The organism is Micromonospora sp. NPDC005087, assembly GCF_042872965.1.
GTDB lineage: Bacteria > Actinomycetota > Actinomycetes > Mycobacteriales > Micromonosporaceae > Micromonospora.
Genome location: NZ_JBIALB010000003.1, coordinates 578,802 through 605,184, shown reverse-complemented (window position 1 = coordinate 605,184; position 26,383 = coordinate 578,802). Strand labels below are relative to the sequence as shown.

Sequence of the window (26,383 nt, the reverse complement as noted above, 5' to 3'; positions counted from 1 at the left end):
AGGCCCCCGGGACACGGGAGCCAGCATGCCAGCCGGGAGAACCACCCGGACAGCAGTTTCACCAGAGATCAGGGGCACCTGGGGGTGACCCCGACGCGGCCTGCGCGAGCGCAGGCGGAAGGATAGAGGGTATGCAGCTTCGCACCGACCTCCGCAACGTCGCCATCATCGCTCACGTCGACCATGGCAAAACCACCCTGGTCGACGCCATGTTGCGGCAGGCCGGCGCGTACGGCGCCCGCGGTGAGACGACCGAGCGGGTGATGGACTCGGGGGACCTTGAGCGGGAGAAGGGCATCACCATCCTGGCCAAGAACACCGGCGTGCGTTACCTGCCGGCGGATGGCTCCGACCCGGTCACCATCAACATCATCGACACCCCCGGCCACGCCGACTTCGGTGGTGAGGTGGAGCGCGGCCTGACCATGGTCGACGGGGTGGTGCTGCTGGTCGACGCCAGCGAGGGCCCCCTGCCGCAGACCCGCTTCGTGCTGCGCAAGGCGCTGCGCGCCCGGATGCCGATCATCCTGGTGATCAACAAGGTGGACCGCCCCGACGCCCGGATCAAGGAGGTCGTGGACGACACCTACGAGCTCTTCCTCGACCTGGACGCCGACGAGGAGCAGATCGACTTCCCGATCGTCTACGCCTGCGCCCGCGACGGCATCGCCTCGCTGACCCAGCCCGCCGACGGCTCGGTGCCCGACGACAGCACCTCCCTGGAGCCGCTGTTCCGCGCCCTGCTGGACACCATCCCGCCGCCCGCGTACGACGAGGACGCGCCGCTGCAGGCGCACGTCACCAACCTCGACGCCTCGCCGTTCCTGGGCCGGCTGGCGCTGTGCCGGGTCCGGCAGGGCACCATCAACAAGGGTCAGACGGTGACCTGGTGCCGCACCGACGGCAGCACCCAGCGGGTCCGCATCTCCGAGATGCTGATGACCGAGGGCCTGGAGCGCAAGCCGGCCGAGTCCGCCGGCCCGGGCGACATCATCGCGGTCGCCGGCATCTCCGAGATCATGATCGGTGAGACCCTCGCGGACGCGGAGAACCCCGTGCCGCTGCCGCTGATCACCGTCGACGAGCCGGCCATCTCGATGACCATCGGCACCAACACCTCGCCGCACGTCGGCCGGGTCAAGGGTTCCAAGGTCACCGCACGGATGGTCAAGGACCGGCTCGACAAGGAGCTGGTCGGCAACGTGTCGCTGCGGGTGCTGCCCACCGAGCGGCCGGACGCCTGGGAGGTGCAGGGGCGTGGTGAGCTGGCGCTGGCCATCCTCGTCGAGCAGATGCGCCGGGAGAGCTACGAGCTGACCGTCGGCAAGCCGCAGGTCGTCACCCGCGAGATCGACGGCAAGACCTGCGAGCCGGTCGAGCGGCTGACCATCGACGCGCCCGAGGAGTACCTGGGCGCGATCACCCAGCTGCTGGCCACCCGCAAGGGCCGGATGGAGCAGCTGGTCAACCACGGCACCGGCTGGATCCGGATGGAGTGGCTGGTCCCGGCGCGCGGCCTGATCGGCTTCCGCACCGAGTTCCTCACCGACACCCGGGGCACCGGCATCCTGCACCACGTCTTCGAGTCGTACGAGCCGTGGTTCGGCGAGCTGCGGACCCGCAACAACGGCTCCCTGGTCGCCGACCGGGCCGGCGCGGTCACCGCCTTCGCGATGATCAACCTGCAGGAGCGTGGCCAGCTCTTCGTCGACCCGACCACCGAGGTGTACGAGGGCATGATCGTCGGGGAGAACTCCCGCTCCGACGACATGGACGTCAACATCACCAAGGAGAAGAAGCTCACCAACATGCGGGCGTCGACCTCCGACGAGACCGAGAAGCTGATCCCGCCGCGCAAGCTGTCGCTGGAGCAGGCCCTCGAGTTCTGCCGCGAGGACGAGTGCGTCGAGGTCACCCCGACCGCGGTGCGCATCCGCAAGGTCGTGCTCGACCAGCAGCTGCGTGGCCGGGCCGCCGCCCGCCGCAAGCACGCCGGCTGACCCCACCAGCACCCGGCACCGGGCGCGTCGACCGCTTGCGGTCGGCGCGCCCGTCCGCGTTCCGGCGGGGTACGCGGGCCCGCCCGGCCGACCCGCCGGTGATCCGCTACGGTCACCGGCATGACCTGGGATGATCTCGACGCCCACCTGGACAAGGTGCCCGGCACCGTCTCGGCGTACGTGGGCCGCCTCGACGCGCCGCCCACCTGGACCCGCCATGCCGACGCCGCCCACTACGCCGCCAGCACCATGAAGGCGGCGGTGCTCGCCGCGCTGCACCGCGCCGCCGAGGCCGGCACGCTGGAGCTGGACGCCCCCGTCCCGGTGATCAACGAGTTCGGCTCGGCCCAGCCCGGCGCACCCCGGTTCTCCTGCGCGCAGCACTACGACAACGACGACGCGGTCTGGGACCGGGTGGGCGGCACCGCGCCGCTGCGCTGGCTCGCCGACCGGATGATCGTGCGGTCCAGCAACCTGGCCACCAACCTGATCATCGGCCACGTTGGCCTGCCCGCGGTGGCCGAGGTGTGGGCGCTGGCCGGAGCCCGGCACAGCGTCACCGGCCGCGGCATCGAGGACTTCGCCGCCCGCGAGGCCGGCATCACCAACCTGGTCACCGCCCACGACCTGGCCGCCCTGCTCGGCGCGGTCGCCACCGGGGCCACCAGCCCCGGCCGGCTCGCCTCGCCGGCCGGCTGCGCGGCCATGCTGGACGTGCTGCTCGCCCAGGAGCACCGCGAGGACCTGGCCGCCGGCCTGCCCGAGGGCACCCGGATCGCGCACAAGAACGGCTGGGTACGCGGCGTCCGGCACGGCGCCGGGGTGGTCCTGCCCGACGACGCCCCGCCGTACGTGATCACCGTCTGCACGACGACCGACCTGGCCGACGGCGGCCCCAGCGGCGACGAGGTCGAGGATGACGCCTGCCGGCTGATCGCCCACGTCTCGGCGCAGGTCTGGGCGGCCCGCCACCAGCTCTGACCCCGACACCCGCGGGCCGGCCGGCGCACCGGTCACTCCAGCAGGTTCTCCCGCAGCGCCGTCAGGACCTCGTCGGGCAGCCCGAGGCCGTCGCGGAGGTAGCCGTCGAACGAGCCGTGCACCCGGCGTACCTCCTGGTAGCCGGCGTCGAGGTACTCGGGGCGAACCTCCAGCACCGGCAGCACCGCCTCGACGTCCAGCTCGGGCTGGCGGCGCCGCATCGCCTCGACGATCACCGCGCGCAGGCTGTCGGTCAGCGCGTTGTTGCGCAAGTATTCGGCGCGGACCGTCGCCTCGTCCACCCCGAGGGCGGTCAGCAGGATGACGGTGAGCCAGCCGGTGCGGTCCTTGCCGGCCGAGCAGTGGTAGATCAGCGGCAGGTTCTCCGACTGGGTGGCCAGCCGCACGGCCTCGGCGAAGCCGACCCGCGCCGACTCGCCGGTGACGAACCACCGGTAGATCGCGGCCATCGCCGCCGCCGTGCCCTGCCGGGCCAGCTCCGCGTACGCGTCGAGGTCGTGGCCGAGCAGCACCGCCGAGACGTACGTGAAGACCGGGTGCTCCGGGTCGTGCACGGGCAGGTGCACCACCTGCGGCTCGCCCACCAGCCGGTCCGTCGGGGCCACCGCGATCTCCGAGCCGTCACGCAGGTCGACCACGCAGGCCGGGCCGAGTTTCGCGAGCACCGGCAGGTCCTCGTCGGTGAGCCGGCCGAGCGCCGGAGTCCGGATCAACCGCCCGGGGCGCACCCGCCGGCCGTCGGCGCCGACGATGCCGCCCAGGTCACGCGCGTTCGGTGCGCCCACCATCTCCCAGTCCCGCCCGGTCATCCGGTCTCCCCTCCCGCCGCGCGCCTGCGTATAGGGTGCCCCACATGACGATCTCGGCGGTACGCACCCACCGGGTTTCCGCCCCCTTACACACCCCGTTCGTCACCGCGCTGCGCCGTACCACCACTGTGGAAACGCTGGTCGTCGAACTGGTCGACGCCGACGGCCGCTCCGGTTTCGGCGAGGCGCCGCAGGTCTGGCAGGTCACCGGCGCGTCGGTCGCTGGCGCCGAGGCGTGCGTACGGGAGCTGCTCGGACCCCTGCTCACCGGGCGCGACCCGGACGACCTGGTGGCCCGCTGCGCCGAGGTGCAGCGCGCGGTGGTCGGCAACGAGGCGGCCAAGGCAGCGGTCGACGTCGCCCTGCACGACCTGGCCGCCCGACGGTTGGGCGTACCCCTGGTGCGGTTGCTCGGCGGCACCACGCTGCGGGTGCCCACGGACGTCACGCTGGCCGCGGGCGACGCGGCGGACCTGGCGTCGGCCGCGCGACAGCGACGGGCCGACGGCTTCGGCGTGCTCAAGCTCAAGGTCGGCACCGACGCGGCCGGCGACCTGGACCGGGTCCGGGCGGTCCGCTCGGCGGTCGGCGCCGGGGTCCGGATCCGGCTCGACGCCAACCAGGGCTGGACGCCCCGGGAGGCGGTGCGGGTCATCCGCGGCATCGAGGACGCCGGGCTCGACGTGGAGCTGGTGGAGCAGCCGGTGGCCCGCTGGGACCTGGACGGGCTCGCGTGGGTCAGCGACCGGGTGTCCGTGCCGATCCTGGCCGACGAGGCGGTCTTCGGGGTCCGTGACCTGGTGGAGGTGATCCGTCGACGGGCCGCCGACCTGGTCAACGTCAAGCTGGCCAAGGCCGGCGGGCTGCAACCGGCGCGCACCCTGCTGGAGCTGGCCGCCGCGCACGGGCTCGGCACGGTGGTCGGGTCGATGATGGAGACCCAGGTCGGCATCGGGGCGGCCGCGAGCCTGGTCGGCGCGTACGGCACCACCGCCGTCGCCGACCTGGACGCCGCCTGGTGGCTGGCCTGGTCACCGGTGCATGGCGGCCTCCGCTACGAGGGCGCCACGGTGGTGCTGCCGGACGCTCCCGGCCTGGGCATCTCGGGCCTGGCTGAAGTAAAGATGCAGCCCCGCAGTTGATGATCGTTGGTTTCTTTCATAGGGTTCCAGAGACAGCGGACACGAGCTGGGGGTTGACGTGGAGCTGCAGCCGGGCCGCGAGGCCGTCGTCCGGGTCGCGGTGGCGACGATGTGGACCTCCCCCGAGGCGGTCCGCCCGGTGGATCAGCCGGCGCTGACCGCGCGCGCCGACATCCCGACCTGGGTCTCCGGCCTGGACACCGACCAACAGGTCGGCGACTGCGTGCTGAGCCAGCTGCTGCTGGGCGAGCGGGTGCACATCAGCGAGCTGCGCCCGGACGGCTGGGCGCGGGTGGTCGCCGTCGAGCAACCCGCCGCGAAGCTGGACCCGCGCGGCTACCCGGGCTGGTTGCCCGTCGATCAACTGGCCCCCGTCGACCCGACCGTCACCGGCCGCCCCCTGGTGGTGGACGCCACGGTCACCGGGCTGCGCGCCGCGCCGAACGGGCCGGTGGTGCTGCCCGGCGTGGTCGTCGGCACCCGCCTCGTCCCGGCCGGCCCGGTGCGCGACGGCTGGCAGCCGGTGCACGTCCCCGGCCAGGCCGCGCCCCTCTGGCTGCCCGACGGTCAGCTCACCTGCGCGCCGGCCACGCCGCCCAACGCCGCCGACGCGCTCGCGGTGGCGCAGCGGCTGCTGCACGTCGTCTACGTCTGGGGTGGGCTCTCCGCGTACGGCATCGACTGCTCAGGGCTGGTGCACCTGGCCTGGCGCCGCTTCGGGGTACTGCTGCCCCGCGACGCCGACGACCAGGCCCAGGCGACCACACCACTGCCGCTGGGCGAGGAGCGCCCAGGCGACCTCTACTTCTTCGCCCGACCCGGCCGCAAGATCCATCACATCGGCATCGTCACCGCCGTCCCCGGCGACCACGAGAACCGGCGGATGCTGCACGCCTGCTACCGGCGGCGGCGAGTGGTGGAGGAGCCGCTGCCGGCCGATCGGACCGCCACCCTGGTCGGCGCGCACCGGGTCTGACCGGCCGGGCGCGTCCCCGCACCCGGCCGGCGCGGGTCAGCGTCGAGCCTCGGCCAGTTCGCGGCGTCGGTCCCGGGCGGACTTCATCAGGCTGGCGATCGTGGCGACCAGCAGGGTGCCGAGGATGACCAGCAGGGAGAGCCAGATCGGGATGTGCGGCGCCCACCCCACGTGCTCCCCGCCGTTGATGAACGGCAGGTTGTTGTCGGCCAGCGCCTCCAGCACCAGCTTGACCCCGATGAAGCCGAGCACCACGGCCAGCCCGTAGCTCAGGTAGATCAGCCGGTCGAGCAGGCCGCCGAGCAGGAAGTAGAGCTGACGCAGGCCCATCAGCGCGAAGACGTTCGCGGTGAAGACCAGGTACGGCTCCTGGGTGATGCCGAAGATCGCCGGGATGGAGTCCAGCGCGAAAATCAGGTCGGTGGTACCGATCGCGATCATGACGATCAGCATCGGCGTGAAGAGCCGCCGGCCGTTCTCGTGGGTGGTCAGCTTCGCGTCGTCGTAGCTCTTGGAGATCGGCAGCGCCCGACGGCTCCACCGGATCAGCAGGTTCTCCGAGAACTCGTCCTCGTCCGGCTCGCCCTGCCGGGCCAGGTTGACCGCCGTGTAGATCAGGAAGGCGCCGAAGATGTAGAAGACCCAGGAGAACTGCGAGATCAGGGCGGCGCCGGCGGCGATGAACCCACCGCGCATCACCAGCGCCAGCACGATGCCGACCAGCAGCACCTTCTGCTGGTACTGCCGGGGCACCCCGAAGCGGGCCATGATGATCACGAAGACGAAGAGATTGTCCACCGAGAGGCTGTATTCGGTGAGCCAGCCGGTGTAGAACTGCCCGGCCGCGCTCGCCCCGGAGGTCAGCCAGAGACCGGCGCCGAAGAGCAGGGCCAGGCCGACGTAGAAGGCGACCCAGAGGCTCGACTCGCGCACACTCGGCTCGTGTGGACGCCGACCGATGATCAACAGGTCGACGAGTAGAACCGCAGTCAGTGCGACGAGAGTCCCCGCCCACACCAATCCGGACACGTCCAACTTCATTCCTCCGGCAGACACGCGGCGTCGGGCACACCGTACGCCCCCGAAAGGGCCGGTGTGCCGCTGACGCTCACTCTGGTGACTGTCGGAGGTCTCTTCCGCCGCCTCCCGCGAGCGGGCGGCGACCGACGGGGCCGGGTCGGGGGCCGCCGACGTTCCGGCGATCGACCGTGCTGACGACTCCGTCGCGAGGGAATACTCCCCTCCTCGATGGCCATTCTCCCCCACCACGCGGTGTGATCGCACCCCGGGCATTCGGTGTCACCGCCCACTCGCCGAACGGGAATAGCGTCCGACACGTCCCCTCGGGCGTCCTAGGAGGCTAGTGCGTGTCAGGTGCGACAAGGGGGTCGGTGAGCGACCAGCCGGTGGCGAGCAGGGCGTCGCAGGCCGCCACCGCACGGGCCAGCCGCTCGGCGTGCGGTCCGGTCAGCTCCACCACCGGCACGCCGCACCCCACCAGCTCGGTGCGGAACCGCTCGGTCATCCAGCCCCGCAGGTGTTCCCCGTCGCGCAGACCGTCGTCGGCGAACGGCACGTCCCGGTGGTCGGTCAGCAGATACAGCGCCGGCCGGCGTGCCGCGGCCCGGACCTGCGGGGACGCGCTGCCGAGGTAGCGCTCCTCCCAGACGGCGGTGGCCCGCGCATCCGTGTCGCAGAACAACAGCGGCCCGGACGATCGGGCCGCCGCGTCCTCGGCCGCCTGCTGCTCGCGGACCACCGTGCGGAAGTCGCCCCGGTCCCAACGGACGTCGAACACACTCGCCCCGGGCGAGCGTTCGCGGAGCCGGGCCAGCTTGCGGGCGGTCAACTCCCGGCCGTACTCCGGCACCCAGTCGGTGCGGTAGTGCGCGGCCAGCGCCGCTGCCATCGTGGTGGTGCCCGTCGACTCGGCGCCGACCACCACGACCCGCCGGACGAACCAGGCGCGCACCGGCGGGCTCAGCCATCGCCAGTGACCCGCCGGGTCCGCGCGCACCGCGGTGCCGGAGACCGGCACGGTCCGCCGGTCCAGATCCACCGACACGGGTACGGCGTCGAAGCGCCGCGCCAGTTCCACGCCGTACGCCTCGGAGGAGAAGACCGCGTCCACCGCCTCCGGTCCGACCGCCGCACGGAACACCGCGCAGTGCGCGTCCCAGACCGCCGGGTCGGCGTAGTCCACCGGGTGGTCGTCGTACCGACCCACGAACCGGACCCACGGGGTGTGGGCGTGCGCCTCCCGCAGCCATTCCAGCCGCGCCTCGAGCGGGATGGACTCGCGGCGCGATGGCGCCACCACCACGGTGACCGCGGCACAGCGGGCGGCGGCGGCCTCGATCAGCGCGTGGTGCCCGGCGTGCGGCGGATAGAACTTCCCCACCACCATCCCGTGCCCGAACTCCGGGTTCGACGCCCGTCCGGGCGACCTCGGCGTCGGTGCCGACGGGTGGCCCGGTGCCCGCCCGGTCACGCGCTGACCGGCGCCGGCCCGGACGGCACCGCGGTCGGCCCGGCGGCCCGGCGCAGGTCGGCCCGCCAGGCGCGCAGCCCGAGCACGCAGAGGGCCAGGAAGACCAGGTACAGGACGGCGGTCAGGTGCAGGCCCTTGTACGCGTAGAGCGGGATGTAGATCAGGTCGGCGGCGATCCACAGCCACCAACTCTCCACCCGCTTGCGGGTCTGGCCGTACGTCGCCAGCAGGGACAGGGCCGTGGTCAGCGCGTCCGGCAGCGGCACGGTGGAGTCGGTGGCCCGGTCCAGCAGCGCCCAGAGCGCCCCGGTGAGCAGCACCCCGACGACGGCCAGCGCCAGCCACTCCCGCCGCCCGGTCCGGCTCACCGTGAGCCGGGTCCGCCGCTCGCCACCGAACAGCCACTGCCACCAGCCGTAGCAGCCGAGCGCGACGTAGACGACCTGGAGCCCGGCGTCGGCGTACAGGCCGGCAGTCCAGAACAGCAGCATGAGCAGCAGCACGTTGGCGATGCCGATCGGCCAGTTCGAGATCCGCTGCCGGGCCACCAACCAGACGTTCAGCACGCCGGTGGCGAACCCCAACAGCTCCGCCCAGGTGGTGCCGGTGCCGGCCACCCGGAACGCGGTGCCGGTCAGCCAGTCGATCATCACAGTGCCACCCTAGGGTCTGTGTCGACACCGGAACAGACCCCACGACACCACTCGGCCGACCCGTCGTGGGAGGCTCTCCACCATGGTGCTTGAGGTCGCGCTGATCGACGTACTGCCCGGAAACGAGGACGCGTTCGCCGCCGCGTACGCCCAGGGTCACCCGGTGCTCGCCGGGACGCCCGGCTGCCGGTCGGTGCGGATGAACCGGGGGATCGAGTCCCCGACGCGATTCGTGCTACTGGTCGAATGGGACTCGGTCGAGGCGCACGAGGAGAGCTTCCGGGCCACCGAGCGGTTCGAGCGGTGGCGCGAGCTGATCGGGCCGTACTTCGCCGGGCCGCCCCTGGTCGAGCACTTCATCGACGTGCCGGCCTGAGCGGAGCTGTCGTACCGCGCGGCTATCGTGCCCACCGCACGCGCCGGCCGCCGGTCCCGACGGGCTCGGGGGCGCCGGGCCCGGTGGTCGCGCCGTGCCCTCACTCGCCGACGCGGCGGGCCAGCGCGGTGACCGTCTCCTCCGGTGACAGCGCGGCGGTCAGCAGAGCCTCGGTCATCCGCTCGTACCGGTCGACGTCGAGCGGGGTGGTCAACCGGACGTCGGTGGTCAACGCCTCCAGCATCACCGTCCGCGGATCCGCCGGGTCGGGAAAGGCATAGCAGGAGTACGGGGTGAGCGGGTGCAGCCCGTCGCCGGCCACGCTGCGGGGCAGCAGCCGCACCGTCACGTGCGCCAGCCCGCTCACGGCGACCAGGTGCCGCAGCTGCTCGCGCCAGACCGGAACCGCCAGCTCAGCCGGGTCGCAGACGGCCTCGGCCAGCACCGCCGTGTAGCGCGGCGGGTCCGCTCGGCGCAGCACCTCCTGTCGCAGCGCCCGGGCGCGCACCTCGGCCTCCACGTCGATCTCCGGTGTGAGCATGGCACCGGCGGCGACCCGCAACCGGGCGTACGCCGGCGTCTGGAGCAGCCCCGGCACGACCGCCGGCTGGTACTCGACGATGTGGGCGGCACCCGCCTCCAGCTCGGCGTAGGTGCGCTGCCGCTCGCTCATCTCGCCGAGCGTCTTCCACCAGCCGTGGCTGGTGGCCGCGTCCCGGGCGATCACGATCAGCGCGTCCCGGGCGGGCGCCGGCACCTGGTAGACGTCGAGCAGGTCCAGGACGTCGGCGAGGTCCGGGCGGCTCTGGCCCAGCTCGATGCGGGACAGTTTCGACGTCGACGCCCAGCCCAGCCGGTCGCAGACCTGCTCCAGGGTCAGCGCCTCGCGCCGGCGTAACTGGCGCAGCTCGGCGCCGAGCCGCACACGTCGAATGACAGGACTTGTTGGCACCGGCATCCCCGCCTCCCCACCGAGGGAGAGTACGCAGGACGATCACCCAGTGCAATACCACGCTCGCGTAGCGCAACCGCCGAATCGCCCACGGTGGACCGGTCGGACCGGCCCGTACCTGCCGTTTCGGCCCGCTGGCGTGGTCGTCACTTCACGCCGGCGGCGTCCATGCCGCGCAGCTCCTTCTTCAGGTCGGCGACCTCGTCGCGGATCCGGGCCGCCAGCTCGAACTGCAGCTCGCGTGCGGCGGCCAGCATCTGGTCGTTGAGCTCCTGAATGAGTTGGGCGAGGTCGGCACGGGCCATCCCCTCCCGGGACGGGGTGGTGGCGGCGGCCCGACTGCGGCTGCGGGTCTCCTTGACCGGCGCCTTGCCCCGGGAGAGCTGGCGCACCGCGCCCCCGACCCGGGAGTTCTCGGTGTCCTCCGCCTCGCGGTAGATGTCGTCCAGAATGTCGTGGATCTTCTTGCGCAGGGGCTCCGGGCTGATCCCGTGCGCCTCGTTGTGCGCGATCTGCTTGGCCCGACGCCGATCGGTCTCGTCGATCGCGGCCGCCATCGACGGGGTGATCTTGTCGGCGTACATGTGCACCTGGCCGGAGACGTTACGGGCGGCCCGGCCGATGGTCTGGATGAGTGACCGACCGCTGCGCAGGAAGCCCTCCTTGTCGGCGTCGAGGATCGCCACCAGCGACACCTCGGGCAGGTCCAGCCCCTCGCGGAGCAGGTTGATGCCGACCAGCACGTCGTACTCGCCCTTGCGCAGCTCGCGCAGCAGCTCCACCCGGCGCAGGGTGTCGACCTCCGAGTGCAGGTAGCGCACCCGGATGCCGTTCTCCAGCAGGTAGTCCGACAGATCCTCGGCCATCTTCTTGGTCAGCGTGGTGACCAGCACCCGCTCATCCCGCTCGGTGCGCAGCTTGATCTCGTGCATCAGGTCGTCGATCTGGCCCTTGGTCGGCTTGATCACGACCTCCGGGTCGATCAGCCCGGTGGGGCGGATGACCTGTTCGACGAACTCGCCCTGGGCCTGCTCCAACTCCCACGGGCCCGGAGTCGCCGAGAGGTAGACCGTCTGGCCGACCCGCTCCAGGAACTCGTCGAAACGCAGCGGCCGGTTGTCGGCCGCGCTGGGCAGCCGGAAACCGTGGTCGATGAGCATCCGCTTACGCGAGGCGTCGCCCTCGTACATGCTGCCGATCTGCGGGATCGTCACGTGCGACTCGTCGATGACGGTGAGGAAGTCGTCCGGGAAGTAGTCGAGCAGGCAGTGCGGCGGGCTGCCGGGCAGCCGCCCGTCCATGTGCATCGAGTAGTTCTCGATGCCGGAGCAGAAGCCCACCTGCCGCATCATCTCGATGTCGTAGGTGGTGCGCATCCGCAGTCGCTGCGCCTCCAGCAGCTTGCCCTGCCGCTCCAGCTCGGCCAGCCGCTCGGCCAGCTCCACCTCGATGTCGCGGATGGCCCGCTCCATCCGCTCCGGGCCGGCCGCGTAGTGCGTCGCCGGGAAGATCACCAGCTGGTCGACCTCCCGGACCACGTCACCGGTCAACGGGTTGAGGTAGTAGAGCTTCTCCACCTCGTCGCCGAACATCTCGACGCGGACAGCCAGCTCCTCGTACGCCGGGATGATCTCCAACGTGTCGCCGCGGACCCGGAAGGTGCCGCGGTTGAAGGCCATGTCGTTGCGGGTGTACTGGATGTCGACCAGCCGGCGCAGCAGCTTGTCGCGGTCGAGCTCCTGGCCCACCTCGACCCGGACCGCCCGGTCGAGGTATTCCTCCGGGGTGCCCAGGCCGTAGATCGCCGACACGGTCGCCACCACGATCACGTCGCGGCGGGTCAGCAGCGACATCGTCGCCGAGTGCCGCAGCCGCTCGACCTCCTCGTTGATCGAGGAGTCCTTCTCGATGTAGGTGTCGGTCTGCGGAATGTACGCCTCGGGCTGGTAGTAGTCGTAGTAGGAGACGAAGTATTCGACCGCGTTGTGCGGCAGCAGCTCGCTGAACTCCTTGGCCAGCTGCGCGCAGAGCGTCTTGTTCGGGGCGAGCACCAGCGTCGGGCGCTGCAGCCGCTCGATGAGCCACGCGGTGGTGGCGCTCTTGCCGGTGCCGGTCGCGCCGAGCAGCACCGTGTTGCGGTCGCCACGCCGAACGCGACGCTCAAGGTCGTCGATGGCGGCGGGCTGGTCGCCGGCCGGCTGGAAGTCACTGACGACCTGGAAGCGGCTGTCCAGCCGGGGAATGTCGAGCGCCATGACCTCAACGGTACGCCGGAGGTCCGACAGGAACGGCCGTCACGGCGGTTACGTGATCAGCTTCAATATTCCCATTGTGTGGCACATGTCACCGGCGCTAGGCTCTCGCTGTAGGCCGCTCGCGGCGGCCGACCGGGCCGGTGGCCCAGGCCGTCATCTCGGCCGGCCACCCCCGGCACAGCGGTCGCAGCACCCGGCGCGTCCGGCGTGCGCACCGGTGTGGTCGCGCTCGAGGCGCTGACCGGCCGCCGCGAGCGCCCCTGCTCGTTCCGGCGACGCCACCCGACCGTGCTCGTCACCCCGCCGCCGCCCGGCCCGTTTCACATCCGTGGACACCTCTCCGAACCCGACGCGCGACACCAGCAGCACGCCCCGCCCCGCCGGCGCCACCGACCCGGCCGCCGACACCACCGGCCCGGCCCGAGCCGGCCGCCGCCGCCGGACGGTGCTCCTGCTGCTCGGCCTGACCGCGCTCACGTCCGCGACCGCGCTGGTGATCGGGTTGTTGAGCTGGGCGCCCGACCCACCCGAGCCCGCCCGGCCGCTGACCGTGGCCGAGGGCGAGCGACTGGCCGCGATGCGGGTCACCAACCTGCGGGACCTGCGCGCCGGGGTCCGCGTCACGGTCGGCACCGGTGCCGCCCGTACCGAACTCGTGGGGTGGGTGGACTGGTCGCGGCCGCTGCTCTACCTCGACGTGGGTGGGCCGGGCGCGGGCGTCGAGCGGGGCCTGTTGCAGAGCGTCGGCCCGTTGCTGGTGATCCGGCCGGACCCGTCGGCGGTGCCCACCCCCGCCGCGCCCCCACTGGTGCCGCCGGCGGACCACTGGCGGCTGCACCACCTGGCACCCGGCGCGGGCCTGGCTCCCGTGCTCGACCTGCTCCTCGGCCTCGCCGCCGACCGCCCGGACCCGGCTCAGGCACTGCGCGACGGCGGTGCCCGCTGGGTGGCCCGGGACACCGTCGCCGCCGGCCCGGTGGACATCCTGCAGGCGCCGCTGCCGGGCGGCGCACCCGCCAGCGGCAACCCGGCACCGGGCAGCGCGGCGGCCGGCCCGCCGGGCGTCGAGGCCGACCCGGACGGGCAGACCCGCTACTGGCTCGACCAGGACAGCCGGTTGCACAAGCTGGTCGCCCAGCTGCCCGGCGTCGGGCCGGTCACCGTGATCCTCAACCGGGCGGACCGGCCGACGCTGCGGCCGGTGGACGCGCTCGGTGGCCGGCCGGGGCTGCCCCGCGCGCTGACCGACGCCGAACGGGACCGGCTCAGCCGCCTGCCGGCCCGGCTGCGCGCGCAGGGCGGGGCCACGCTGACGCTGACCGCCCCGGTGGGCACGGACACCAACCTGCGGGGCGCCGGCTGGTTGAGCTGGACCGCGCGCACCGCGTACCTGGCGGTGGCCGATCTGGGCGTACCGGATCGCCGGACCCTGCTCCGCCGGGACACCGCCGGCCTGGCCCGGGCGGACGTACCGGCCGCGGCCGGTGGCGGTGGCACTGCGGAGACGCCGGGTCGGCCGCCGCTGCCGCCCCCGGCCGGGGCGTGGCGGTTCACCCGGTCCGGTACGGACGACCTCAGCCTGCTGGTTGGCGCGGCGGTGGCCGCCGCCGGGTCGGCCGGGCAGCGCGGCGCGGCCGTGCGGGTACGCGAGGACGTCGCCGCCGGGCGGACCGTGGACGTCGTCGAGCTGCGCACGGCGGACGCGCTCCTGCGCTACTGGATCGACCGGAACGGGTCGCTGCGCCGGCTGGAGCTGCGCACCGCCCCCGGCACGTGGGCACAACTCGACCTCAATCCCGCTTCGGTACCCCGGCTCGCGCCGGTGCCCCGCTCCGCGGCCACCACCTGACCGAAACAGTCCCTACGGCCGCCAGCCGGTCTGCGCGGCCCACTGCTCGGCGCGCAGGTACTCCTCGTCGAACCGGGGGTCGCCGGCCGTACCGGGACCGCCGACAACCGGCGCCGCGTCGACCAATTCCCGCTTGAGCAGCAGGTACACGGCCCGCTGGCCCGGATCGGCGCGCAGGTGGTCGCGCATCAGCAGCGCGTACCGCCAGCCCGGCGATCCGGCCACCCGCACGTGCAGGCGCACCGGGCGGGCCGGGTCGGCGCTGCCGTGCAGCCGCTTCTCCCACCGGCCGCTGCCGGCCGGGCGCGGATCGTCCCACCACTGCCCCGGGACCCGCGGGAACCCGGCGTTCGCCAACCGGTCAGCCAGCGTCCCGTCGGCGTCGGCGAGACTGGGCACGGCCACCTGCACGTCCATGACGTCCTCGGTGGCGACGCCGGGCACCGCGGTCGCGCCGACGTGGTCGATCCGCAGGTCGGCCGGGGCGAGCGCGTGCCGGATCCGCGCGGCCAGCCGCTCGTACTGCTCGGGCCAGGTCGGGTCGGCCTCGGCCCGGTCGACCCGGCCCGGCGGGACCACCCGCCGCTCACGCAGGTTGCGCTCGTAGGGCAGCAGCCGCTGGTGCCATAGCCTGTCCACCTCGGCGTGCAGCGCCGCGGGGCTGCCGTCATTGGTCAGCACCACGTCCGCCACCGTGCGGCGACGGGCGTCGTCGGCCTGCGCGGCGATCCGCCGCTCGGCCTCCGCGCGGTCCATCCCCCGGTCGCGCGCCAGCCGTTCCAGTCGGGACGGCACGGCCGTCTGCACCACGACCACCAGGTGGTACGTGGGCGCCAGACCGACCTCCACCAGCAGCGGTACGTCGTTGACGACGATCGCGTCGGGTGCGGCCGCGGCGACCAGCTCGGCGGTGCGGGCCCGGACCCGGGGATGGGTGATCGCCTCCAACCGGCGGCGGGCGGTCTCGTCGGCGAACACCACCGCGCCCAGTGCGGCGCGGTCCAGCGCGCCCTCAGCGTCCAGCACCCGCTCGGAGAAGGCGGCGACGATCTCGGCCAGCCCCTCGGTGCCCGGCGCGACGACCTCCCGGGCCACCCGGTCGGCGTCGACGAGCACGGCGCCCCGCTCGACCAGCCGCGCGGCCACCGCGCTCTTGCCCGACCCGATCCCGCCGGTCAATCCCACTCTCAGCACCGGACCAGTCAACCGGATCTCGGTCCCCGCCGCCAAACCCACCCGCGCACGGCGGGCGGTGGCGAGATCATGCTCGATCCTGGATGTAGTGGTCACCTGGCCAGCGGGAGGCCCCTCTTTCCACGATCTTGCGGGCCGGGCGCGGGACCAGCGGCACGGTGGCCCGGCCGGGGTGCCCTTCGCTCAGCGCGACCCGATCGTGTACCGGACCGGCGGGCGGGATACGGCGAAGGCCCCGCCCCCGACGATCCGAAGATCGCGGGGACGGGGCCCGTCGTCGTTCAGCGGGTCACTTACCGCCGGCGAGCTTCTCCCGCAGAGCGGCGAGCGCCTCGTCGGTGGCCAGCGTGCCGGCCGGCTCCTCGGCCTGCCGGCTCGGGGCCGGGCTGGACGTGGAGGTGGTGCCGCCAGCGGCCGGGACGGCCGGAGTCGGGTTGGCAGCGGCCTCGGCGTCGGCGGCCCGGGAGGTCTGCACCTGCTTGGTGTGGGCCTCCCAGCGCAGACGGGCCTCGGCGTACTGGCTCTCCCAGGTCTCGCGCTGCTTGTCGTACCCCTCGAGCCACTCGCCCGTCTCCGGGTCGAAGCCCTCCGGGTAGATGTAGTTGCCCTCGGCGTCGTACGTCGCGGCCATGCCGTAGAGGGTCGGGTCGAAGTGCTCCTCGCCCTCGACGAAGCCCTCGTTGGCCTGCTTGAGCGACAGCGAGATCCGGCGGCGCTCCAGGTCGATGTCGATGACCTTGACCATGACCTCGGAGCCGACCTGGACGACCTGCTCCGGGATCTCCACGTGGCGCTCGGCCAGCTCGGAGATGTGGACCAGGCCCTCGATGCCGTCGTCCACCCGGACGAACGCACCGAACGGCACCAGCTTGGTGACCTTACCCGGCACGATCTGCTGGATCGCGTGGGTGCGGGCGAACTGCCGCCACGGGTCCTCCTGCGTCGCCTTCAGCGACAGCGAGACCCGCTCGCGGTCCAGGTCGACGTCCAGGACCTCGACCTCGACCTCCTGGCCCACCTCGACGACCTCGGACGGGTGGTCGATGTGCTTCCAGGACAGCTCGGAGACGTGCACCAGACCGTCGACGCCGCCAAGGTCCACGAACGCGCCGAAGTTGACGATCGAGGACACGACGCCCTTGCGGACCTGGCCCTTCTGCAACTTGTTGAGGAACTCGGTGCGCACCTCGGACTGCGTCTGCTCCAGCCAGGCCCGGCGGGACAGAACCACGTTGTTGCGGTTCTTGTCCAGCTCGATGATCTTGGCCTCGAGCTCCCGCCCGACGTACGGCTGCAGGTCGCGCACGCGCCGCATCTCGACCAGGGACGCGGGCAGGAAGCCGCGCAGCCCGATGTCGAGGATGAGGCCACCCTTGACCACCTCGATGACCGAACCGCGGACGACGCCGTCCTCGTCCTTGATCTTCTCGATCGTGCCCCAGGCCCGCTCGTACTGCGCCCGCTTCTTGGAGAGGATCAGACGACCCTCCTTGTCCTCCTTCTGGAGGACAAGGGCCTCGATGTGGTCACCAACCGTCACAACCTCGGCGGGGTCCACGTCGTGCTTGATCGACAACTCCCGAGAGGGGATGACACCCTCGGTCTTGTAGCCGATGTCGAGCAGGACCTCGTCCCGATCGACCTTGACGACGGTGCCTTCGACAATGTCGCCGTCGTTGAAGTACTTGATGGTCTCGTCGATCGCGGCGAGGAAAGCCTCCTCGGAACCGAGATCGTCGTGGGTGACCCGGGTGGCGCTCGAGGGGGCCTCGATGCTGCTCGTCATGTGGGCGGTTGCTCCGGTCGGATGGGTTGTCACAGCAGGCTGGTGTCGCGGTGACCTGTTCGCGCCAGCGGATCCGTCGCCGGGCACACCGAACGATCGCCTAGTGAGATCATGATGTGGCTCCGTCGACCGCGCACCTGCTCCCTGCCGAGGCAACGCGATCCGCGAGCGCATCGTCTAGCCTACCGTGCGCATTACCACAGCGTGCAAGCCCTCCCGGCTTCTCGCCCTGCGATGACCTGCGAAAGCCGAACAATCGCCCGGAAACCGCCCCTGCTGTCTCGTCCGTCACACCTGACCCGACAGCACCACCGAACGGGCGTCCGGTCGGCGACGCCGCCGCGTCGGCGGGTCGGCCGGCCCATCGCCCTCCACAGCCGCGACGGGGCCTAGCGTGAGCGGGTGGATGACGACAGCCGGGTGACCCGGCGCCGGGTGGGTGACGCCGAGGCCCGGCGGGCCAACCGCGGCTGGTGGGACACCGACGCCGACGACTACCAGGCCGAGCACGGCGCGTTCCTCGGCGACGTGGACTTCGTCTGGTGCCCCGAGGGGCTGCGCGAGGCCGACGCCCGGCTGCTCGGTGACCTGCCCGGGCGCCGGGTGCTGGAGGTGGGCTGCGGCGCCGCGGCCGCCGCCCGCTGGCTGGCCACCCAGGGCGCCCGGCCGGTCGCCTTCGACCTGTCCGCCGGCATGTTGCGGCACGCCGCGGAAGCCGCCGACCGCACCGGGGTACGCGTACCGCTGGTGCAGGCCGACGCGCTCGCCCTGCCGTTCGCCGACCGGTCGTTCGACGTCGCCTGCACCGCGTTCGGCGCGATCCCGTTCGTGGACGACTCGGCGACCCTGCTCGCCGAGGTGCACCGGGTGCTGCGCCCCGGCGGCCGGTGGGTCTTCTCGGTCACCCACCCGATGCGCTGGATCTTCCTCGACGACCCGGGTGAGGGTGGGCTGACCGCCGTGCACTCGTACTTCGACCGCTCCCCCTATGTGGAGCAGGACGAATCCGGTGTGGCCACCTACGTCGAGCAGCACCGCACCCTCGGCGACCGGATCCGGGAGCTGGTCGGCGCCGGGTTCCGGCTGCTGGACCTGGTGGAGCCGGAGTGGCCGGCGGGGCACGAGGGGATCTGGGGGCAGTGGAGCCCGCTGCGCGGGCGGCTCTTCCCCGGCACCGCCATCTTCGTCACCGAGAAGCCCACCGCATGACCGCGTCGCACGCGCGGTGCGACCCCCACCCCGTGGAGATCGTCTCGCCGGGCACCCGGCGGATCGACCTGTTCGCCAAGCCGGGTGAGTACGCCGCCGCCGGCATCCCCTTCTACTGGCGGATCGAGCAGAACCCGGTGCACGTCTACGCGTACCGGATCGGCGACCGGGTGGGGCCCGGCGGTGAGCGGCAGTACGAGCTGGTCGCCGACGGCGCCGACGTGATCGAGTTGACCGAGCCGTTCGACATCAAGCTGCCGATCGCCGAGATCACGCCGTAGTCGGCCGCTTCGGCTGGCCGTTTCGCCCCGTCGGTGCCGGGTAGCCGGAGCGTATGGCCGAGCAGAGGGAATTCCGCGAGGGCGACCACGTCTCCTGGGCCAGTCACAGCGGCCGGGCGCGCGGCGTGGTCAAGGAGAAGCTGACCGACCGGACGCACGTACGCGGCCACGCCGTGAACGCGACCGAGGACGAGCCGCAGTACCGGATCCGCAACGACGACTCGGGCCGCGACGTCGCCCACCGACCGGAGGTGCTGCGCCGTGAGCGGGAGTGACGATGCCGGCGACACCTACCGCGAGTTCACCGACGCGGTGAACATGAAGCCGGGCGAGCTGTCGAAGTGGCTGGAGAGCGGCGAGTCGAAGCAGGTCGGCTGGCACAAGGGCGGCCGCTCCGGCGGCGGTGAGTCGGTGGGGCACGAGTCCGGTCGGAAGATCATCGACCTGTTGCGGCGCAAGCGCGGCGACCTGTCGGAGGGCGACTACAAGCACATGCGCAAGGTGGTCGGCTACGTCCGCCGGCACATGGCCCAGCGCCCCTCCGGCAATGTCCGCGACACCAAGTGGCGTTGGTCGCTCATGAACTGGGGTCACGACCCCCTCAAGGGTCCTCTTCCGTCCCCGGGCGGCCCGTCCCGGCGGGCCCTCGATCGGCACGGCACACCCCCGAAGGAGCGCCGAGGACCCGGCCGCTGACCCACCACTCCGACGCCACCACTCTGACGCACCACTTTGATTCACAACGCAGAACAGCACCGACCACCGGAACCCCCACCACCGCAACGACAGAGATCAGTGGTCAGCGCTGTTCCAGTCCCGGCCTTCGCCGACCGACACCTCCAGCGGCACCGACAGCGGGTACGCCTCGCCCATCTCCCGCCGGACCAGCGCCTCCAACGCCTCGCGCTCACCCGGCGCGACCTCGAAGACCAACTCGTCGTGCACCTGCAACAGCATCCGGGAGCGCAGCCCGGCCTCGCTCAGCGCGGTGTCGACGTGCAACATCGCCAGCTTGATGATGTCGGCCGCCGAGCCCTGGATCGGGGCGTTGAGCGCCATCCGCTCGGCGATGTCGCGGCGCTGCCGGTTGTCACTGCCCAGGTCCGGCAGGTAGCGGCGGCGACCCAGAATGGTCGAGGTGTAGCCGTCCTGCCGGGCCCGGGCGACCACCTGGTACAGGTAGTCACGCACCCCGCCGAAACCGGCGAAGTAGTTCTCCATCAGCCCGCGCGCCTCTTCGGTGCCGATGTTGAGCTGCTGGGACAGCCCGAACGCGCTCAGCCCGTACGCCAGGCCGTAGTTCATCGCCTTGATCTTGCGGCGCTGGTCCGGGGTGACCTCGTCGACCGGCGTTCCGAAGACCGACGAGGCGGTGGCCGCGTGGAAGTCGGCGCCGGAGTTGAACGCCTCGATCAGCGCGTCGTCCGACGACAGGTGCGCCATGATGCGCATCTCGATCTGGCTGTAGTCGGCGGTCAGCAGGCAGTCGTAGCCCTCGCCCACCACGAACGCCCGGCGGATCCGCCGGCCCTCCTCGGTGCGGATCGGGATGTTCTGCAGGTTGGGCTCGGTGGAGGAGAGCCGACCGGTCGCCGCCACCGTCTGGTTGAAGGTGGTGTGGATCCGGCCGTCGTCGGAGACCGACTTGAGCAGACCGTCGACGGTGGACTTGAGCTTGGCCACGTCCCGGTGGCGCAGCAGGTGGGCCAGCACCGGGTGCGGGTTCTGCGCGTAGAGCCACTGCAGGGCGTCCGCGTCGGTGGTGTATCCGGTCTTGATCTTCTTGGTCTTGGGCAGGCCCAGCTCGGTGAAGAGGATCTCCTGCAACTGCTTGGGCGAGCCGAGGTTGAACTCCCGGCCCACCGCCTCGTACGCGCCCTGCGCGGCGGCCTTCACCTCGGCGGCGAAATGCGCCTCCAGCTCGGACAGGTAGTGCGTGTCGGCGGCGATGCCGGTGCTCTCCATGTCGGCCAGCACCCGCATCAGCGGCAGCTCCACCCCGGCCATCAGCCGGGCGGACTGCTCACCGTCGCGGGACAGCTCGGCGTCGATCGCGTCGGCCAGGTCGAGGGTGGCCCGGGCCTGGAGCATGAGGTTCTGCTCGGCCACGCCCTCGTCGCCCAGCCCGTCGAGGGTGAGCTGGCCGGTCTCCGGCGCGTCCACCCGCAGCTCGCGGTGCAGGTAACGCAGCGCCAGGTCGCTCAGGTCGTACGACCGCTGGTCGGGGCGGGCCAGGTATGCGGCGATCTGGGTGTCCCGGACGACGCCGGCCAGCTCCCAGCCGTGCGCGGCGCAGGCCAGCACGGCCGGCTTGCTGTCGTGCAGGACCTTGGGCCGCTGCGCGTCGGCCAGCCAGCCGGCCAGTGCGCCCTCGTCGGCCGGGTCGAGGCCCGCCGGGTCGACCCAGGCCGCCGCGCCGCCGGCGGTGGCCAGCGCCAAACCGACGATGGAGGCGGTGTGCCGGCGGTTGGGGCCGGTGTCGAGCTTGACCGCCATCCCGACCGGAGTGCCGGTCGGGACGTGCGCGGCCAGCCAGCCGGACAGCGCGCCGGGCGCGGTGAGCACCTCGCCGGTCAGGTCGAAGCCGGACTCAGCCTCCGGCTCGACGGCCTCCAGGTACTGGTAGAGCCGGTCACGCAGGATGCGGAACTCCAGGGTGTCGAAGACCTGGTGCACCGCCTCCCGGTCCCAGCCGGCCCAGCGGGTGTCCTCCGGGCGCAGCGGCAGCTCCAGATCGGAGACGAGGCGGTTGATCTCGTAGTTGCGGATCACGTCGGCGAGCCGCTCCCGCAGGCTGTCGCCGGCCTTGCCCTTGATCTCGTCGGCGCGGGCGATCACGCCCTCCACCCCGCCGTACGTGGTGATCCACTTGGCGGCGGTCTTCGGGCCGACGCCCGGGACGCCGGGCAGGTTGTCACTGGTCTCGCCGACCAGCGCGGCCAGGTCCCGGTACTGCTGCGGCCCGACGCCGTACTTCGCCTCGATCGCCGCCGGGTCCATCCGGGCCAGGTCGGAGACGCCCTTGCGCGGGTAGAGCACGGTGACCTGGTCGTCGACCAGCTGGAACGCGTCCCGGTCACCGCTGCTGATCAGCACCGTCATGCCCTGGTCGCGGGCCTGGCAGGCGAGCGTGGCAATGACGTCGTCGGCCTCGAAGCCCTCCATCTCGACCACCGGGATCTGCAGCGCGGCCAGGACCTCCTTGACCAGGCTGACCTGGCCCTTGAAGTCGGTCGGGGTCTCGCTGCGGCCGGCCTTGTACTCCGCGTACTTGTCGGTGCGGAAGGAGCGGCGGGAGACGTCGAAGGCGACGACGATGTGCGTCGGCTGCTCGTCACGCAGCACGTTGATCAGCATCGAGGTGAAGCCGTAGACCGCGTTGGTCGGCTGACCCGTCGTGGTGGAGAAGTTTTCCACCGGCAGGGCGAAGAAGGCCCGGTATGCCAGGGAGTGTCCGTCGACGAGAAGCAGGCGCGGCGTCGTAGCTGTCACGGCAGCGACTCTAGTCCGTCGCACCGACATCGCCGGGTGGCGGCACCGCGCGTCCGACGGCGGGACCGACCGCCGGCCCGAAAGCCGGCGGCCGGCCACCCCGCGAGGGATGGCCGGCCGCCGGTCGGATGGCTCAGGCAACGCCGAGGTACGCCTCCTTGACCGACGGATCGTGCAGCAGGTCCTGACCGGACCCCTCCTTCACGATCTGACCGGTCTCCAGCACGTAGCCGCGGTGCGCCCGCGACAGCGCCTGCTGGGCGTTCTGCTCCACCAGCAGGATCGTGGTGCCCTGCTGGTTGATCTCCGTGATGATGTCGAAGATCTGCCGGATCACCAACGGGGCAAGACCCATCGACGGCTCGTCGAGCAGCAGCAGCTTCGGCCGGCTCATCAGCGCCCGGCCGACCGCGAGCATCTGCTGCTCGCCGCCGGAGAGCGTGCCACCGGCCTGCTTGCGCCGCTCGGCCAGCCGCGGGAACAGGGTCAGCACCCGGTCCAGGTCGGAGGCGATGCCGGCGGAGTCCCGCCGGGTGTACGCCCCCATGTCCAGGTTCTCCATCACCGTCATGCCGGGGAAGATCTGCCGGCCCTCGGGTGACTGGCACAGGCCCCGGACCACCCGCAGGTCGGCCCGGAGCTTGCTGATGTCCTCGCCGTTGAACGTGATCTTTCCGCTGGCGAGCGACCGGGTTCCGGAGATGGCCCGCATGGTGGTGGTCTTACCGGCGCCGTTCGCGCCGATCAGGGCCACCACCTCACCCTCGTTGACGCTCAGGCTGATGCCGTGCAGCGCCTCGATCCGGCCGTACGCGACGGCGACGTTCTCAAGCTCAAGCAGCGTCATCGGCGGGCTCCCCCAGGTACGCGGCGATCACCTTCGGATCGCGGCTGACCTCCGCGGGCGCACCCTCGGCGATCTTGCGGCCGAACTCCAGCACCACGATCCGGTCGGTGACCCCCATGACCAGCCGCATGTCGTGCTCGATGAGCAGGACGGTCAGGCCCATGTCACGGATCTTGCGAATCAGGGTGAGGAGCTCCTCCTTCTCCGCCGGGTTGAAGCCGGCGGCCGGCTCGTCCAGGCAGATCAGCTTCGGCTCGGTGGCCAGCGCCCGGGCGATCTCCAAGCGGCGCTGGTAGCCGTACGGCAGGTTGCGCGCCTCGTCGTTGGCCCGGTCGGCGATCCCGACGAACCGCAGCAGCTCGAGTGCCTTGGCCTCGGCGGCCCGCTCCTCCAGGACGTACCGGGACAGCCCGAACGTCCGGGCACACGTCCGGCGGATCTCCTGCCACGTCCGGGCGAACCCGGACGTGGCCGTGACCTGCGGCAACTCGTGCGGCTTGGCCTTCAACCGGGGCACTCGGAACAGCGCACCCGGCACGCTCGTCTTGTGCCGGGAGTCCGTGCCGACCATGACGTTCTCCATCGCCGTCATCTCCGGGAAGAGACGGATGTTCTGGAACGTCCGCGAGATGCCGAGCTGGCTGATCTGGTGCGGCTTGCGGCCGGTCACCTTCTGGCCGCGGAACCGGACCGCCCCGGAGGTCGGCTTGTAGACGCCGGTCATCACGTTGAAGCTGGTGGTCTTGCCGGCACCGTTCGGGCCGATCAGACCGAGGATCTCGCCCTCGTAGATCTGGAAATTGATCTTGTCGAGGGCGACCACGCCGCCGAAGCGGAGCGTGACGTCGTCGACCTCGAGCAGCACCGAGCGCGGGCCCGGCTGGGTCGGGATCTTCGGCGTCGCCGTGCTGGTGGTCTGGTCAGACATGAGCGGGCACCTCCTCTGCCTCCGCCGCGCGGTCCTTCAACTCGCGGGCCCGTCGCCGGCTGGGGATCAGGCCCTGCGGACGCAGGATCATCACCAGCACCATGGCCAGACCGAACACCAGCCACCGGTAGTCGGCGAAGTCGCGGAACCGCTCCGGCAGATACGCGAGCAGCACCGCGCCGAGCGAGACGCCGATCATGTTGCCGGAACCGCCGACCACGACCATCGCCACGAAGAGGATGGACAGGTTCGCGTTGAACTGGGTCGGGTCGATGAACGCGTTCCGGCTGCCGAAGAGGAAGCCCGACAGGCCGCCGAGCGCCGCACCGATGGCGAACGCCCAGAGCTTGAACTTGAACGGGTACACACCCATCACCGCGGCGGCGTCCTCGTCCTCCCGAACTGCGAGCCACGCCCGGCCGACCCGGCTGCGCTCCAACCGGCGGACCAGGAACACCATGACCAGCACGAAGGTGATCGCCAGCCAGTACCAGGGCTTCGCGTCGATCAGACCGAAGTACTTGTTGTCCGCCGACGGCGCACCCTCCGGACCGGGGATGGCCGAGATGCCCACCGGGCCGTTGGTCAGCCCGGTGGCGTTGCGGGCCACGATCCGGATGATCTCGCCGAAGCCCAGCGTCACGATGGCCAGGTAGTCACCGCGCAGCCGCAGCGTCGGCCAGCCCAGCAAAACCCCGGAGATCATCGTCAGCACGATCGCGATGAACAGGCAGATCGCCCAGGTCACCGCCCAGGTCGCCGGCAGGTTGAACTCCTGCTGGATCCACTTCACCACCGGCGAGTTCACCGAACCGAACAGCGCCACGCTGTACGCCCCGATGGCGAAGAAGCCGATGTAGCCCAGGTCGAGCAGGCCGGCGAGACCGACCACCACGTTCAGGCCGATCGCGACCAGCACGTAGATGGCGCAGATGAAGAGCACACCCGCCCAGTTGTTGCCGCCCTCGATCGAGTCGGTACGCAACCAGGTCAGGCCCGGAATGCCGAGCAACGGCAGGTAGTAGAGGATCGCCACGAAGGCGGCCAGCCCGAGGGCCTGCTGCCACTTCGTCAGCGCCCGCCAGCGGTCGCCGACCGTGGTCAGCATGTTCACCCGGCGGCGGTCAGCGGAGCGGATTTTGTCGATCATGCGCGGGCCCTCCCGAGCGACTCGCCCAACAGACCGGTCGGCCGGAACATCAGCACCACGATCAGCACCACGAAGGCGATGACGTCCTCCCAGTTGGACGCGAAGAGCGTGGCGCCGTAGACCTCGACGATGCCGAGGAAGAGGCCACCCAGCAGCGCGCCGCGCAGGTTACCGATGCCGCCCAGGACCGCGGCGGTGAACGCCTTGAGGCCGAGCACGAAGCCGATGCTGTTCTGGGTGAAGCCGAACCGCATGCTCCACAACAGAGCGGCGGCGCCGGCCATGATCCCACCAAGCACGAAGATCAGCATGATCACGCGCTCCTGGTTGACGCCCATCAGCGCGGCGGTCTCCGGGTTCTGGGCCACCGCCCGCACACCCCGGCCGTACCGGGTGCGGTTGATGAACCAGTCCAGCATCGCCATCATCACCACGGCCGCGACGAAGACGATCAGCTGGATGTTCGTGATCGCGGTGTTGCCGATGGTGAACAGGGTCTCCTGCTGGATGATCGTCGGCATACCGACGATCTGCCGGGGCCGGCCGAACGCCGCCGGCAGCACGCCACCGAGCAGCTTGGGCAGCACCTGCCCGAAGAGCTCCACGAAGACCAGCGACAGACCGATCGCGGTGATCAGGAAGATCAGCGGCGGCGCGTTCTTGCGCCGCAACGGCCGGTACGCGATCCGCTCAAGGGCCAGAGCCGTACCGCCCGAGGCGGCCGCCGCGACGAGCAGGCCGAGCACCAGGAACAGGATCGCCTGGCCGACCGGCGGGTTATTTTCCACCCCGAGCTGGTTCCAGAGGATCAGCACCGCGAAGGTACCGACCATGAACACCTCGGAGTGCGCAAAGTTGATCAGGCGAAGGACGCCGTAGACGAGGGTGTAGCCGAGGGCGATCAGGGCGTAGATGGCGCCCTTGGACAGGCCGTCGACCGTGTGCTGGCCGAGATGGCCGATCAGTTCATCGAAATGCACCGGGGGTCTCC

The 26,383-nt window shown here is 71.6% G+C and carries 23 protein-coding genes; 10 read left to right on the top strand and 13 right to left on the bottom strand.

Features of this window, described 5'->3' with window-relative positions; genetic code table 11:
• Nucleotides 1-131: 131 nt before the first annotated feature.
• Nucleotides 132-2,000, top strand: a complete 1,869-nt coding sequence (gene typA / locus ACFYPS_RS10975; RefSeq protein WP_354964904.1) for a translational GTPase TypA — start codon at nt 132-134, stop codon at nt 1,998-2,000.
• A gap of 120 nt (nt 2,001-2,120) precedes the next feature.
• Nucleotides 2,121-2,981 carry a serine hydrolase gene (locus ACFYPS_RS10970; protein ID WP_354964905.1) on the top strand — a complete coding sequence of 287 codons (861 nt, stop codon included), beginning with the start codon at nt 2,121-2,123 and terminating at the stop codon, nt 2,979-2,981.
• Nucleotides 2,982-3,013: 32 nt separating this feature from the next.
• Here ACFYPS_RS10970 and ACFYPS_RS10965 read toward each other — a convergent pair whose 3' ends face one another.
• Nucleotides 3,014-3,811 (bottom strand): tyrosine-protein phosphatase, encoded by a 798-nt coding sequence (locus ACFYPS_RS10965; protein ID WP_354964906.1) that lies wholly within the window; start codon nt 3,809-3,811, stop codon nt 3,014-3,016.
• 44 nt (nt 3,812-3,855) lie between these two features.
• Here ACFYPS_RS10965 and ACFYPS_RS10960 point away from each other — a divergent pair, with 44 nt between their 5' ends.
• Together ACFYPS_RS10960 and ACFYPS_RS10955 are read left to right on the top strand one after the other, a co-directional pair.
• Complete coding sequence (locus ACFYPS_RS10960) at nt 3,856-4,953, top strand: dipeptide epimerase (RefSeq protein ID WP_354964907.1); 1,098 nt, start codon at nt 3,856-3,858, stop codon at nt 4,951-4,953.
• Between the two features lie 58 nt (nt 4,954-5,011).
• The gene (locus tag ACFYPS_RS10955) at nt 5,012-5,929 is read left to right on the top strand and encodes an NlpC/P60 family protein (RefSeq protein WP_354964908.1); all 918 of its coding nucleotides are present in this window, start codon (nt 5,012-5,014) and stop codon (nt 5,927-5,929) included.
• Nucleotides 5,930-5,965: 36 nt separating this feature from the next.
• Here the strand turns inward: ACFYPS_RS10955 and ACFYPS_RS10950 are convergent, their stop codons facing one another.
• From ACFYPS_RS10950 to pnuC, 3 genes are all read right to left on the bottom strand, one after another.
• The gene (locus ACFYPS_RS10950) at nt 5,966-6,964 is read right to left on the bottom strand and encodes a TerC family protein (RefSeq protein ID WP_354965116.1); all 999 of its coding nucleotides are present in this window, start codon (nt 6,962-6,964) and stop codon (nt 5,966-5,968) included.
• Between the two features lie 325 nt (nt 6,965-7,289).
• A complete protein-coding gene (locus ACFYPS_RS10945) occupies nt 7,290-8,336 on the bottom strand; it encodes an AAA family ATPase (protein ID WP_354965117.1) in 1,047 nt (348 codons plus the stop codon).
• 80 nt (nt 8,337-8,416) lie between these two features.
• A complete protein-coding gene (gene pnuC, locus ACFYPS_RS10940; protein ID WP_354964909.1) occupies nt 8,417-9,070 on the bottom strand; it encodes a nicotinamide riboside transporter PnuC in 654 nt (217 codons plus the stop codon).
• A gap of 85 nt (nt 9,071-9,155) precedes the next feature.
• Between pnuC and ACFYPS_RS10935 the strand changes: the two genes are divergently transcribed.
• Nucleotides 9,156-9,449, top strand: a complete 294-nt coding sequence (locus ACFYPS_RS10935; RefSeq protein WP_354964910.1) for an antibiotic biosynthesis monooxygenase family protein — start codon at nt 9,156-9,158, stop codon at nt 9,447-9,449.
• A 100-nt stretch (nt 9,450-9,549) separates the two neighbouring features.
• On the opposite strand, the gene ACFYPS_RS10930 is transcribed toward ACFYPS_RS10935, so the two are convergent.
• Nucleotides 9,550-10,407 (bottom strand): helix-turn-helix transcriptional regulator, encoded by an 858-nt coding sequence (locus ACFYPS_RS10930; protein ID WP_354964911.1) that lies wholly within the window; start codon nt 10,405-10,407, stop codon nt 9,550-9,552.
• A 140-nt stretch (nt 10,408-10,547) separates the two neighbouring features.
• Complete coding sequence (gene uvrB, locus ACFYPS_RS10925; protein WP_354964912.1) at nt 10,548-12,656, bottom strand: excinuclease ABC subunit UvrB; 2,109 nt, start codon at nt 12,654-12,656, stop codon at nt 10,548-10,550.
• A 328-nt stretch (nt 12,657-12,984) separates the two neighbouring features.
• On the opposite strand from uvrB, the gene ACFYPS_RS10920 reads away from it, so the two are divergent.
• The gene (locus ACFYPS_RS10920) at nt 12,985-14,505 is read left to right on the top strand and encodes a hypothetical protein (protein WP_354964913.1); all 1,521 of its coding nucleotides are present in this window, start codon (nt 12,985-12,987) and stop codon (nt 14,503-14,505) included.
• A 12-nt stretch (nt 14,506-14,517) separates the two neighbouring features.
• On the opposite strand, the gene coaE is transcribed toward ACFYPS_RS10920, so the two are convergent.
• Both coaE and rpsA read right to left on the bottom strand, forming a co-directional pair.
• Entirely contained in the window at nt 14,518-15,699 is a 1,182-nt protein-coding gene (coaE, locus tag ACFYPS_RS10915) for a dephospho-CoA kinase (protein WP_354964914.1), read from the bottom strand.
• 289 nt (nt 15,700-15,988) lie between these two features.
• On the bottom strand, nt 15,989-17,485 hold the full coding sequence (gene rpsA / locus ACFYPS_RS10910; protein WP_354964915.1) for a 30S ribosomal protein S1: 1,497 nt from the start codon (nt 17,483-17,485) through the stop codon (nt 15,989-15,991).
• Nucleotides 17,486-17,887: 402 nt separating this feature from the next.
• Here rpsA and ACFYPS_RS10905 point away from each other — a divergent pair, with 402 nt between their 5' ends.
• The 4 genes from ACFYPS_RS10905 to ACFYPS_RS10890 are packed head-to-tail and all read left to right on the top strand — an operon-like array spanning nt 17,888 to nt 19,671.
• Entirely contained in the window at nt 17,888-18,694 is an 807-nt protein-coding gene (locus ACFYPS_RS10905; RefSeq protein ID WP_354964916.1) for a class I SAM-dependent methyltransferase, read from the top strand.
• Nucleotides 18,691-18,975: a Uma2 family endonuclease gene (locus tag ACFYPS_RS10900; protein ID WP_354964917.1), complete on the top strand. Its 285-nt coding sequence runs from the start codon at nt 18,691-18,693 to the stop codon at nt 18,973-18,975. The genes ACFYPS_RS10905 and ACFYPS_RS10900 overlap by 4 nt, the downstream gene beginning before the upstream one ends.
• A 53-nt stretch (nt 18,976-19,028) precedes the next feature.
• Nucleotides 19,029-19,250 carry a DUF2945 domain-containing protein gene (locus ACFYPS_RS10895; protein WP_354964918.1) on the top strand — a complete coding sequence of 74 codons (222 nt, stop codon included), beginning with the start codon at nt 19,029-19,031 and terminating at the stop codon, nt 19,248-19,250.
• The gene (locus ACFYPS_RS10890) at nt 19,237-19,671 is read left to right on the top strand and encodes a DUF3140 domain-containing protein (RefSeq protein WP_354964919.1); all 435 of its coding nucleotides are present in this window, start codon (nt 19,237-19,239) and stop codon (nt 19,669-19,671) included. The genes ACFYPS_RS10895 and ACFYPS_RS10890 overlap by 14 nt, the downstream gene beginning before the upstream one ends.
• 96 nt (nt 19,672-19,767) lie before the next feature.
• On the opposite strand, the gene polA is transcribed toward ACFYPS_RS10890, so the two are convergent.
• The 5 genes from polA to ACFYPS_RS10865 form a co-directional block, all read right to left on the bottom strand.
• Nucleotides 19,768-22,467, bottom strand: a complete 2,700-nt coding sequence (polA, locus tag ACFYPS_RS10885) for a DNA polymerase I (protein WP_354964920.1) — start codon at nt 22,465-22,467, stop codon at nt 19,768-19,770.
• Between the two features lie 133 nt (nt 22,468-22,600).
• The gene (locus tag ACFYPS_RS10880; protein WP_354964921.1) at nt 22,601-23,314 is read right to left on the bottom strand and encodes an ABC transporter ATP-binding protein; all 714 of its coding nucleotides are present in this window, start codon (nt 23,312-23,314) and stop codon (nt 22,601-22,603) included.
• A complete protein-coding gene (locus ACFYPS_RS10875) occupies nt 23,301-24,242 on the bottom strand; it encodes an ABC transporter ATP-binding protein (protein WP_354964922.1) in 942 nt (313 codons plus the stop codon). Before ACFYPS_RS10875 ends, ACFYPS_RS10880 begins: the two co-directional genes overlap by 14 nt.
• The gene (locus ACFYPS_RS10870; RefSeq protein ID WP_354964923.1) at nt 24,235-25,392 is read right to left on the bottom strand and encodes a branched-chain amino acid ABC transporter permease; all 1,158 of its coding nucleotides are present in this window, start codon (nt 25,390-25,392) and stop codon (nt 24,235-24,237) included. Before ACFYPS_RS10870 ends, ACFYPS_RS10875 begins: the two co-directional genes overlap by 8 nt.
• Nucleotides 25,389-26,372, bottom strand: a complete 984-nt coding sequence (locus tag ACFYPS_RS10865; RefSeq protein WP_354964924.1) for a branched-chain amino acid ABC transporter permease — start codon at nt 26,370-26,372, stop codon at nt 25,389-25,391. The genes ACFYPS_RS10870 and ACFYPS_RS10865 overlap by 4 nt, the downstream gene beginning before the upstream one ends.
• Nucleotides 26,373-26,383: the final 11 nt, after the last annotated feature.

Coding starts and splice junctions, on each gene's coding strand:
- typA (WP_354964904.1), top strand. CDS start 132: ATGCAGCTTCGCACCGACCTCCGCAACGTCGCCATCATCGCTCACGTC.
- ACFYPS_RS10970 (WP_354964905.1), top strand. CDS start 2,121: ATGACCTGGGATGATCTCGACGCCCACCTGGACAAGGTGCCCGGCACC.
- ACFYPS_RS10965 (WP_354964906.1), bottom strand. CDS start 3,811: ATGACCGGGCGGGACTGGGAGATGGTGGGCGCACCGAACGCGCGTGAC.
- ACFYPS_RS10960 (WP_354964907.1), top strand. CDS start 3,856: ATGACGATCTCGGCGGTACGCACCCACCGGGTTTCCGCCCCCTTACAC.
- ACFYPS_RS10945 (WP_354965117.1), bottom strand. CDS start 8,336: ATGGTGGTGGGGAAGTTCTATCCGCCGCACGCCGGGCACCACGCGCTG.
- pnuC (WP_354964909.1), bottom strand. CDS start 9,070: ATGATCGACTGGCTGACCGGCACCGCGTTCCGGGTGGCCGGCACCGGC.
- ACFYPS_RS10935 (WP_354964910.1), top strand. CDS start 9,156: ATGGTGCTTGAGGTCGCGCTGATCGACGTACTGCCCGGAAACGAGGAC.
- ACFYPS_RS10930 (WP_354964911.1), bottom strand. CDS start 10,407: ATGCCGGTGCCAACAAGTCCTGTCATTCGACGTGTGCGGCTCGGCGCC.
- uvrB (WP_354964912.1), bottom strand. CDS start 12,656: ATGGCGCTCGACATTCCCCGGCTGGACAGCCGCTTCCAGGTCGTCAGT.
- rpsA (WP_354964915.1), bottom strand. CDS start 17,485: ATGACGAGCAGCATCGAGGCCCCCTCGAGCGCCACCCGGGTCACCCAC.
- ACFYPS_RS10900 (WP_354964917.1), top strand. CDS start 18,691: ATGACCGCGTCGCACGCGCGGTGCGACCCCCACCCCGTGGAGATCGTC.
- ACFYPS_RS10895 (WP_354964918.1), top strand. CDS start 19,029: ATGGCCGAGCAGAGGGAATTCCGCGAGGGCGACCACGTCTCCTGGGCC.
- ACFYPS_RS10880 (WP_354964921.1), bottom strand. CDS start 23,314: ATGACGCTGCTTGAGCTTGAGAACGTCGCCGTCGCGTACGGCCGGATC.
- ACFYPS_RS10875 (WP_354964922.1), bottom strand. CDS start 24,242: ATGTCTGACCAGACCACCAGCACGGCGACGCCGAAGATCCCGACCCAG.
- ACFYPS_RS10870 (WP_354964923.1), bottom strand. CDS start 25,392: ATGATCGACAAAATCCGCTCCGCTGACCGCCGCCGGGTGAACATGCTG.